Here is a 9,998-nt window from a genome sequence, read left to right as displayed (position 1 = left end):
GGGCCGGTCGGTGGGCAGGGGGAGTTCTTCGGGCAGGTCGGCCAGTGTTGTGGTCCAGTAGGCGGCTTGTTCGGCGATGACGCTGGTGGGGTCGGCGGGGTCGCCGAGCCAGTGGCGTTGCCATAGGGCGTAGTCGGCGTATTGGACGGGCAGGGCTGTCCAGGTGGGTTCGTGGCCGTGGGCGCGGCGGTTGTAGGCGGTGGTCAGGTCGTCGGCGAGCGGGGTGAGTGACCAGCCGTCGCTGGCGATGTGGTGGGTGAGCAGGACCAGCAGGTGCTGTTGGGGGTTGAGGGTGAACAGGGTGGTCCGCAGCGGGATCTCGGTGGCCAGGTCGAATCCTTGGCTTACCAGGGTGTTCAGTTGGGCGTCGAGGTCGTCTTCGGTGGCTTGGGCCGTGGTGAGGATCGTGGTGAGTTGTTCGGGGTGGAGTACGACCTGGTGGGGCCGGCCGTCGACGTCGGGGAAGATGGTGCGCAGGGATTCGTGTCGGGCGATGAGGTCGTTGAGGGCTTGGTGCAGGGCTGTGGTGTTCAGGGGGCCGGTCAGGCGCAGGACGAGGGGGACGTTGTAGGTGGCGTCGGGTCCTTCGATCTGGTTGAGGAACCACAGGCGTTGCTGGGCGTGTGACAAGGCGATGGTGTCCGGTCGCGGCTGGGCGGTCACCGCCGGACGTGCGTCGAGTGCCGTCTCTAGTGATCGCGCGAGCTCGGCGACGGTGGGATGCTCGAACACCTGGCCGACGCTCACCTCCACGCCCAGCACCGAACGGATCCGGCTGATCAGCCTGGTCGCCAGCAGCGAATGCCCGCCCAGCTCGAAGAACGCGTCATAGACACCCACCCGATCGACGCCGAGCACCTCGGCGAACAGCCCGCACAAGATCTCCTCACGCGGCGAACGCGGAGCACGACCATCGACAACCATGAACTCCGGCGCAGGCAACGCCCGCCGATCAACCTTTCCGTTGGCGTTCAACGGAAGGGCGTCCATCACGACGAACGCGGCGGGCACCATGTAGTCCGGCAGGCGAGCCGCCGCGAAAGCCCGCAGTTCCGACACCATCGAGCCGACCTTGGCCGTTGAGGCTGGGTCGTTCGCGTAGGACGCCAGCCGTTCCAGGTCGCCTTCGGCACCGGGGTACAGGTCAACCGGGATGATCCCTGCGGACGAGTCATAGAACAGCACGTCGACACTGCCGTCAACGGTGGAGGGGGACCAAGTGACAGCCACCCGGTAGCTGAGTTCGTCGCCGAGAGCGTGGAACACCTCAGGGTCGAGCCCGGCCGGCTCGTCGCGATTCAGTTCGCGCGCCGCGTCGGCGGCGGTGCCACCGAGCTCAAGCGCGCGCAGGGCGGCAGACTCGCGGGACGTGCGGCGGTTGGGGACTCCGGCCACCCTCAGCTGGACCGGTCGCCGCGACGCGAGTCGCTCGGCCAGCGCCGCGACATCCTCGACGTCGTCGATCCACCTCACCGTCGGGGCGTCGGCCAACGAGGTCAGCTCTACCGCGGGCTTCTTGTGCAGGACGACGTCGTACCGGTAGCGGCTCAGCTCGTTGTCATAGCTCGCGCGCTTGACGCGGACGTCCACCCCGCCGATCGCCGGGATCACACGCGGCAGCAGGGTGAAGAATTCTGGGTCGAGCAGCAGCTCTTCCTCGTGCGCCACTGCCCGGTCGATCGCGTTGCGCAGTTGTGTCGCGTCGGTGGTGTGCACTGACCGCACCCCGATCTGGAGATGAGGCAGCAGCCGGAGGTTGCGCACATCGCCGACGAACACCGAGCCGCCGGGCGCAAGCAGGTCGACCGCCTGCTCCAACACCTCCAGCAGGTACCTGACGCTGGGGAAGTACTGCACCACGGAGTTGAGCACGACGGTGTCAAAGAACTGCTCGGGAAGTCCGGTGATGACATGGGCGGGCTGAGCGAGCAGCCGGACGTGACCGGCGAGTTCGGGTCGGTCGGCGATCCGCTCACCGAGATGGCCGATCGCCGCAGCAGAGAAATCGGTGCCCCAATAGGCTTCGCACTCGGGCGCGAGGCGGGCTAGTACGAGGCCAGTGCCCACCCCGACGTCGAGGACACGCTGCGGCTGTAGCTCTCGGATGTGCGCGACGGCGGCATCGCGCCACTCTCGCATGTCCTCCAGCGGGATCGGCTTCCGGTCGTAGCTGGAGACCCAGATGCCGAAGTCGTCTCCGAACGGACCATCCGCCGTCGCGTACGTCGAGTCGTACATGGCTTGGCGGTCCCGCAGGTCGTTCTCGGGCGCCTGGTTGACGGCCGGGACGACATGGGCGATGACGCGCTTGTCGCCGGGCCGGTCTTCTCGGACTGTCACGACGGCCTGATCGACGTCATCGTGTGTGGTGAGGACGTTCTCGATCTCGCCGAGTTCTATGCGGAACCCTCGGATCTTGACCTGGTGGTCGACGCGGCCGAGGAAATCCAACTGCCCGTCGGGCCGCCAACTGGCCAGGTCGCCGGTCCGATACATGCGCGTGCCGGGCGGGCCGAACGGGTCGGCCACGAAGCGTTCGGCGGTCAGCACCGGCTTGCGATGATAGCCGCGGGTGACACCGGCGCCCGCGATGTACAGCTCACCCGGCACGCCCGGTGGCACCGGACGCAGATCCGAGTCCAACACATTTGCCAGGGTCTTCCGAATGGGCCCGCCGATGGAAACAGGGGCCACTGAGCTGGTGACCGCAGCAGAGGTGGACCACACCGTGGTCTCGGTCGGCCCGTACAAGTTGGTCACCTCGGCGGCGTGCTCCACCATCGTGGCGGCCAGGGACGGCGGCAGCGCCTCGCCACCTACGAGCACGCGAACACCATGCGCGATCGCCGGATCGGTGCTCAACAGGGCGTGCCACAGCGACGGCGTCGCCTGCGCGATTGTAATACCCGAGTCCGCGATCAACGCGCCGAGCCGGTGCGGGTCCCGGACGACGTCCTTGGCAGCGAGCACGACCCGGGCACCGCTGATCAGCGGCAGGTAGATTTCCACAGCGGCGATGTCGAACGCGATGGTGGTCACGGCCAAGACGTGGTCTGCCGGTCCGGGTGCGAAGCGCGTGCGCATGTCGGCAAGGAAGTTCACCAGCGCACCGTGGGGCACGACGACGCCCTTGGGCCTGCCTGTGGAACCGGAGGTGTAGATGACATAAGCCGGGTTGGCAGAGGTGAGCGCCATGACCCGGTCGGCGTTGGTCGGGTCGGTCGCCGGCCTCAGGTCGTCGAGCGCGGTCTGGTCCACCATCAGGTGTGGCAAGCCATACGTGCCCGCCGCACTGGCGATGTCGGTGGTCGTGAGCAGATACCGCGGTCGAGCGTCGTCAATCACGAGAGCGTTGCGCTCGGCCGGCTGATCTGGGTCTATGGGCAGATAAGCGGCACCGGACTTCAGGATGCCCAGCAACGCCACGATCAACTCTGGGCCGCGAGGGAGCATCAGCGCCACGAGGTCCTCCGGCCCGATGCCCTCGGCGATCAGGTGGCGGGCCAGCCGGTTGGCGCGGGCGTTGAGTTCGGCGTAGGTCAGCTTGGCGTCCCCGAAAACCACGGCGACGCCGTTCGGCGTTCGTGTGGCTTGCTCCTCCAGCAATTCCGGCACACAGGTGCCTGGAACGGACGGGATGCCCTGATCTTCTCTCAACATATGCATTCCTCGCGGTTGAAACTGATAGCACTTCTGCGGCGACCGCTGCCTGACAATGAAAATCTGCCGCCTTCGAGAAGCGACCCGATAGGAACCGTCTATAGGACGTGTCGTCGGAGCGTCACGGAGCGTTTGCATGATGGCCAGGACGACTGCAGCCTGGTAGGACTCAGTGGTCCTTTCGCAGCAGGTGGCGATCCCCGCTTGATCCGTCGATTCGGCTGTAGGCATCACGACCGCACAACGGCGACGCGGACGCAGATCATCGAGTTATGTTGCCGACAGCGCCGGCCATACAGGGATCTCCATGAACCGTGACGCTAGAGCGTGTCGCGCCGGTCCTCCGGCTCAGGATTTCCCTACGATTATCGGTGAACACGCCGGTGATCGGTTCTTGAGCCGGAATTGTATGCAGCCCCGCTACCGGCTACTTCGACGACACGTTCTGGCCATTCATCGCTCGCACAAGACTCCGTGGCCTCATGTCCACCCATGTCTCATTGATGTGGTTCAGGCAGTCCTCCCGGTTGCCTTCGAAGGTGACGGTCCAACCGGCGGGCACGTCGATGAATTCTGGCCACAACGAGTGCTGGCCCTCCTCATTGACAAGGACGGAATAGCCGGCTTCATCCTCGAAGGGATTGGTGGTCAATGTGCCTCCCTGAACTAGGCGCGCGGCAGGGTGCGTCGCGGCGCTTGTATTATTGCGGCTGCTGTACGGCTTTCAGAGCAAGCGGAAGGCCCATGCGAAATGACGACCGGGAAAGGACCACAGGGATAGCGTCATCACCAAAGGTGACACCGCGTTGGAAATCAGCAGCCGGCGCCCACGGAGTCACGTCGAGCCCTGCGGCGCTCTTCCGGCGGCTTCTGCGCCGAAATAAGAGCGTGCTTGCGGTAGAGCATACTTCGCTCTTTCTCGTTCTTCCTGTGCACCCCTCGGTGCGGCAGCAGGACCGAATATGGCTTGCTCGTGACACTGGGCAATTTGATTTAGCTGGCAGCTCAATGATCGTGTTCATTGTTCCAGGCTTTATGCAGATGTGAAGAGTGAATTCTGCCAAGTTTCACATATTTTCGGCCACCGACCTTAGTCTTTCGCTGCGCTCAACAGGACGGAGGTGAACCATGACGTAGCGGCTGATCGTCTGCTTGTAAGCTCGTCTTCGCTGACCGGTGAGTACGGGCCGGGTGGCTGCCGGCGGGCACGATGGCAGGCTGGCGGCTTCTTTCAAACGCGCGGGACCGAACCCCGGCGCCAAGGGCTTTTTCATGGGCTGCCTACGACGCGACGCGCTCGCGGGACCTTAGGCCGGAGCGTTCCCGGTTGGTGGGACCCGCACGGGCTTGATCGCCGCCGCCGACCCGCTGGGCGACCTGCCGGACCTGCCGACTCTGGCCGCGGGCGATGCCTGCGGCACTCGGGCCGCGGCCGCGAGCCATCGCGCTCGGGCGCGCTGCCGCCACCCGCATCGTCGCCTCCTCTGCGGCCGACAGGATCACAACATCTCGATCCCTGTGCTCATGAGCGGCCGCTTAAATCACATGCGGTGCCGTGAACCGAGACCAGATGGCAGAAATAATGCGTCACGTGGCAAGAATGGCGCTGCGTCGAAGATGTACGTGTCGCGCCTCAATATGGAACGCTCTCCTCAGTTGCTCGTCGGTAAAGATCCGAATTTGCGCTGGGAGTGAACTGATAGAGTTTCCGGCGCCGCATGAATCAAAATAAGGGCATGCGGACATTGGTTTTGGGTGGTACGAGATTCCTGTCCAGAGAGATCGCACGGCAAGCACGTGATCGTGGGCACGAGGTCGTGTGCGCGGCCCGCGGACTCGCCGGAGATCCGCCACCGGACGTCGAGTTCGTCCGGGTCGACCGAAGCGAGGACGGCGGGCTCGCCCCCGTGCGAGGGGCATTCGATCTCGTCATCGACGTCGCCAGGCACCCGAGCCTGATCCGGCGAGCCGTCGCGGAGCTCGCAGGGCGCGCCGGCCATTGGACGCTGGTGTCGTCGACCAGCGTCTACGCCGACCCCAGCGAGGCCGGCCCGGCCCTGCATGAGCCGCTGGCCGACGAGGCCGACGAGGCCGACCCGGCGAACTACGGGCCGGCCAAGGTGGCATGCGAGCAGATCGTCGGTGACGGCGCCCTCCTGGTGCGGGCCGGGCTGATCGTGGGGCCGGAGGATCCGTTCGACCGCTTCGCCTACTGGGTCGACCGGTTCACCCGTGACGGGCCTGTGCTGGCACCTGGTTCCCCCGACGACCTCGTCCAGCTCATCGACGCGCGGGATCTGACCACCTGGATGCTGGATGCGGCGGAGCGAGGGCTTACCGGGCCCTACGACGGGAGCTGCCTGCCCTTCGCCAGGGGCAAACTGCTGGCGGAGATCGCCGAAGGCCTGAAGGTGCAGCCTGAGTTGGTCTGGGCCGATCAGGAGTTCCTCATCGAGCAGAAAGTGGCGCCGTGGATGGGGCCGCGGTCGCTGCCCATGTGGGTGCCACTGCCTGATTACGCTGGTTTCATGGCCCGCGACACCTCCGCCACGCTGGCGGCCGGCCTGCATATCCGGCCGATCGCCGACACGACGCTCGACACCCTCGCCTGGCTACGCGAGTCCGGCCACACGGTGAGCAGCGCCGGCCTCACGGCCGTCGAGGAGAAAGAGCTGCTGGGCAAGCTCGCCTGATCCGGACCGGCAAGGGCGTCAGCACCCAGTGACCACGGGGTGAGGGTGTGCCCGTCTGCCGCGGGTAAGGAGCCGGGTTTGCGATCAACGGGCGAGCAGGCGCCAAGGCCATCAAGGTCTCCGGTGCGGAGCCGCGAGGGCCAGAGGCGCTGGCGCGTCCTCACCATGCCACAACCCTTCGAGAGGATCTGCTGGTGCAGTCCATCCTGGAATCAGCGCTCGCGTGTGTCGTCGGCGCGGTGGAGACGACCACCGACCCGTCCGGCAGCGCCTTCGATCTCGTGCTCGACGGCGATCTGCGCGCACCGGTGACCACCACAGAACAGGCGCTGATCGTGGTGGACCCGGTCACTGGGAGTGTGGAGCACCAGCCGGCCGGGCCAGTCACCGTGCGGTTCGACCTCGGTGCGTCCAGGATCGAACGACGGGTCGAGATCTGGTTTCCAGCCGGTGCGATGCTGAAGCCAGTGCGCCGAGGCCGATCGCCCGACCGCGGCGTGGCCGGCGATCGTCGCCCGGGCGGCCAGCCGGTCGCTGCTCAACCTCGCCGTTGCCGGTCAGTCCCATCTCGACCAGTTCACGGCCCGGACCATCCGCGACCTGCCCGCCACCGCGATCAGCCTCAATATCGTCAACGCAGACTCCATGCGCGAGCGTGTCTTCGTGTCGGCCTTCCACGGCTTCCTGGACATGATCCGCGACAGCCACCCCACCACGCCCATCGTGATCGTCACCCCGATCATCTGCCCGGTCGCCGAGGACCACCCTGGCCCGACGCCCGTGGGCCGCGACCACCGGATCCACGTGGTCGAGCGGCCCGCCGCGCTGGCCTCCGAAGCGCTGTCCCTGAACCAGATCCGAGAGCTCCTCCATCAACAGGTCGTCGCCCGTGAGAAAGAGGGCGACGCGAACCTGGACATCATCGACGGGCTCACGCTCTTCGGCGCCGACGACGTCGCCGACCTGACAGACGGCCTGCATCCCAACGCCGTCGGCTACCGCCGCATGGCCGAACGCTTCCCGCCTCTCGCTTTCGGGGACGAAGGGCCGCTCCAGTGACGCCCGTGGCTCATCGGCTGTAGGCCCCCTGCTGGTCTTCGACCCGCTGCCGGTCGTCCGCGAGTACGACTCCGTCGACCGCCACGAGGCCGAGGGGGTGCTCGTGGAGGAACGTGATGAACCACGGAAGCTGGTAGGCCTTGGCGACCGCCGTGTTGAGCTGCCTCATCATGGTGCGCTTGACGTCGCTCGCGACGCCCTGGGGGACGTGTGCGACGAACGCGGGCCTGAACGGTTCGGAGCCGAGGAGCCCGTTCTGGCTCACGCTGTCCGGCGCCCACTCGTGCAGGAAGATCCTCGTGTCATCGGGAAAGGGGTAGGCCTCGTGCATGGCTTCGTAGAGCGCTTTCACGAATTCTCGCTTGGTCTCGAGGTCAGCACCGGTGGGCACGTCGAGGTATCCGATGGGCATGTCCTGCTCCTGTACTTGGAGGCGGCAAGTCCGCCTGAGCTGGTTCGGCAGTCCTGGCGTCGGGAGTAGTGAGGCGTTCGTGGCTGCGCTTGCCCCCCGAAGCGCTTTGTCACCAGGGAAGCGCTGCAGCAGAGAGCTGACGTCGGGGGTGCAGAGGTCGAGCCGGACCACGTCGGCGGTTGTCATGGCGGCGCCGGCCAGGACCGTTTCGAGGTTGTCGAGCCCATACCCGAGTTGGGCGGCCAGGTCGCCCGGGTGCTGTGTGTTCCGATGGATCCATCATTCCTATCTAGTAGTCTATCCTTTCTAATAGGAAGCTTACTCTTCTAAAGAGGTAGTCGATAGGGGGTCAAGAGCAAGTGGTCATGGGTAGGATGAAGACCATGACGACGAACCGTCGGTACGGCGATGGCTGCGCGATCGCGACCGCACTCGACCACGTGGGCGAGCGCTGGGCTCTGCTGACCGTTCGCGAACTCCTGCTCGGTCCGAAACGGTTCACCGACCTCCAGGCCGGACTGCCGAACGCGGGCCCCAAGATCCTGGCCCAGCGACTGCGCGAACTTGAGGGCGCCGGCGTCGTACGACGCCGCACCCTGCCCCCGCCGGCCGCCTCGCAGGTGTATGAGCTGACCGAATGGGGCGCGGAGCTGGATCCCGTCATCGTTGCGCTGGGACGTTGGGGGGCGCTCGCAGTCGAACCATCCGCAGGCCCGGTGAGCGCCGACTCGGCCATGATCAGGTTGCGCAGCTTGTTCAGCCCGCAGCCAGAACGGCCATGGACCGCCACCTACGAGCTACGCCTCGGCCGGTACCCCTTCACTACCCGCATCGCCGACGGCCGGCTCGTCGACATGAGACGCGGAGAGCCGCACGACCGGTCAGACGCCATCATCGACTCCGACCCCGAGACCCTGTCCCGCGTCCTCGGCGATCACGAGGCACTCGCCAAAGCCATCGCCGGCGGGCGGCTCGCCATCACCGGCGACGCCAAGGCCGGTCGGCGCCTCTTCGAGGCTGCGCAGGTCAATGAGGAGCGCCCTCTTTCGATCGGCTCGGGATTCAGACCTGGGTCGTAGTGGTTCATCGGAAGGCAGGCCCGTCCTGTCTACTGTGGCAGGTTCCCTCTGGCCTCATTCCATGAAGAACGAGGCCAGGATCCGAGCTGCTCGGTGGTCCTTGAGTATCCTGTTCGCCCCGGCCGTGGACCGTCCGGAGACCATCGCGCAGTTCGTCGACCTGGCCCGGCGGCGCCCGGCCACCGCCGATCGTGCGTGGGCGGCAGGGCAGCCAGGTCAGGGTCCGGCCGCTTGACCGCCGCCGCCGGAAGCGGCCGAGTTCAGGCTGGTCATTACCGTCCCCCGCCGTCGCGATGGAGCTGTTCGATGGCGGGGGACGAAACGCGTGTCCGCGCCGAGTTGTAGGTGCGCCGGCCACCACAACGCATCCGCCCACAGTCGAGGCCGGGGCGTAGTGCGCATGTCGCTCAGCAAATGGTGTGCCATCGCCACCCGCTTGAGTTGAGGCACCGATTTGCCCGGGGCTGCGGTGCCTCAGAAGAGACTGGCCCCTCCCTGTCAAAATAGACATAGGTAACAAACGGGTATGAAACTCTGTGCTGAGGGTGGGGAAGGAGACATCCCTTCGTGGGAGCAAGCAAGCCGGATCCGGAGATCCCTGATCCACAAGTACGCGAACGGGCCAGTGCCCGCCGTTACTCCGCCGCCTACAAGGCCCGGATCTTGGAGGAGTACGACCGACTCGACAAGGCCGGTAAGGGTGCGTTGCTGCGCCGGGAGGGCCCTGTACTCGTCGCTGATCTCCAGCTGGCGCACGGCGCGGGACCATGGCGCGGAGCAGGCGCTGGCCCGGCCGGTCGGCCGGCCGAAGGCCGATCCTCGGGACAAGCAGATCGATGCACTGCAGGCGGAAATCGAGCGGCTGCGCGCCGAGCTCGGCACGACCCGCCAGGTGATCGAGGTGCAGGGAAAGCTCTTCGCGCTGCTGGCTCAGCTCGCCACCAGCAGCGAGACGCCGCCGGATCGGGGCGAGCAGTGACCGAGACCCTTCAGATCGCCCAGGCCGAGGCGATCGCCGAACTGGTCCCGCTGCTCGGGCGCCGCAAGGCATGCGCGGCGGCCGGGGTGTCGCAGGCGACCTGGTACCGCAAGAAC

Annotated in this window: 9 protein-coding genes; 5 read left to right on the top strand and 4 right to left on the bottom strand. The window is 66.3% G+C overall.

Annotated elements, in window-relative coordinates:
- Nucleotides 1–3,660 (bottom strand): non-ribosomal peptide synthetase (locus tag ETD85_RS55955; protein WP_170247387.1); only part of this gene is annotated, 3,660 nt, incomplete at its 3' end.
- 427 nt (nucleotides 3,661–4,087) lie between these two features.
- The gene (locus ETD85_RS55950; protein ID WP_138697988.1) at nucleotides 4,088–4,312 is read right to left on the bottom strand and encodes an MbtH family protein; all 225 of its coding nucleotides are present in this window, start codon (nucleotides 4,310–4,312) and stop codon (nucleotides 4,088–4,090) included.
- 695 nt (nucleotides 4,313–5,007) lie between these two features.
- On the opposite strand from ETD85_RS55950, the gene ETD85_RS55945 reads away from it, so the two are divergent.
- Nucleotides 5,008–5,355, top strand: coding sequence for a hypothetical protein (locus ETD85_RS55945; RefSeq protein WP_138697987.1), 348 nt, complete (start codon nucleotides 5,008–5,010; stop codon nucleotides 5,353–5,355).
- A gap of 41 nt (nucleotides 5,356–5,396) precedes the next feature.
- Nucleotides 5,397–6,353 carry an NAD-dependent epimerase/dehydratase family protein gene (locus tag ETD85_RS55940; protein WP_138697986.1) on the top strand — a complete coding sequence of 319 codons (957 nt, stop codon included), beginning with the start codon at nucleotides 5,397–5,399 and terminating at the stop codon, nucleotides 6,351–6,353.
- A 212-nt stretch (nucleotides 6,354–6,565) separates the two neighbouring features.
- On the opposite strand, the gene ETD85_RS55935 is transcribed toward ETD85_RS55940, so the two are convergent.
- The gene (locus ETD85_RS55935; protein WP_138697985.1) at nucleotides 6,566–6,895 is read right to left on the bottom strand and encodes a hypothetical protein; all 330 of its coding nucleotides are present in this window, start codon (nucleotides 6,893–6,895) and stop codon (nucleotides 6,566–6,568) included.
- Here ETD85_RS55935 and ETD85_RS55930 point away from each other — a divergent pair.
- Entirely contained in the window at nucleotides 6,861–7,412 is a 552-nt protein-coding gene (locus tag ETD85_RS55930; RefSeq protein WP_138697984.1) for an SGNH/GDSL hydrolase family protein, read from the top strand. The genes ETD85_RS55935 and ETD85_RS55930 overlap by 35 nt on opposite strands.
- Before the next feature lie 10 nt (nucleotides 7,413–7,422).
- Here ETD85_RS55930 and ETD85_RS55925 read toward each other — a convergent pair whose 3' ends face one another.
- Entirely contained in the window at nucleotides 7,423–7,824 is a 402-nt protein-coding gene (locus ETD85_RS55925) for a tautomerase family protein (RefSeq protein ID WP_138697983.1), read from the bottom strand.
- Between the two features lie 374 nt (nucleotides 7,825–8,198).
- Here ETD85_RS55925 and ETD85_RS55920 point away from each other — a divergent pair, with 374 nt between their 5' ends.
- Nucleotides 8,199–8,903, top strand: a complete 705-nt coding sequence (locus tag ETD85_RS55920; protein WP_240780054.1) for a winged helix-turn-helix transcriptional regulator — start codon at nucleotides 8,199–8,201, stop codon at nucleotides 8,901–8,903.
- Between the two features lie 700 nt (nucleotides 8,904–9,603).
- A complete protein-coding gene (locus ETD85_RS64065; RefSeq protein WP_170247386.1) occupies nucleotides 9,604–9,882 on the top strand; it encodes a hypothetical protein in 279 nt (92 codons plus the stop codon).
- The last annotated feature ends 116 nt before the right edge of the window (nucleotides 9,883–9,998 follow it).

The sequence above is a fragment of the Nonomuraea zeae genome, from assembly GCF_005889725.1.
Lineage (GTDB): Bacteria > Actinomycetota > Actinomycetes > Streptosporangiales > Streptosporangiaceae > Nonomuraea > Nonomuraea zeae.
The sequence above is the reverse complement of the archived record's forward strand: the minus strand, read 5'-3'. Positions and strand labels throughout refer to the sequence as shown.

What these genes read in the sequence shown, in the direction of transcription:
- ETD85_RS55940 (WP_138697986.1), top strand. Translation starts at nt 5,397, where the DNA reads ATGCGGACATTGGTTTTGGGTGGTACGAGATTCCTGTCCAGAGAGATC.
- ETD85_RS55925 (WP_138697983.1), bottom strand. Translation starts at nt 7,824, where the DNA reads ATGCCCATCGGATACCTCGACGTGCCCACCGGTGCTGACCTCGAGACC.
- ETD85_RS55920 (WP_240780054.1), top strand. Translation starts at nt 8,199, where the DNA reads ATGAAGACCATGACGACGAACCGTCGGTACGGCGATGGCTGCGCGATC.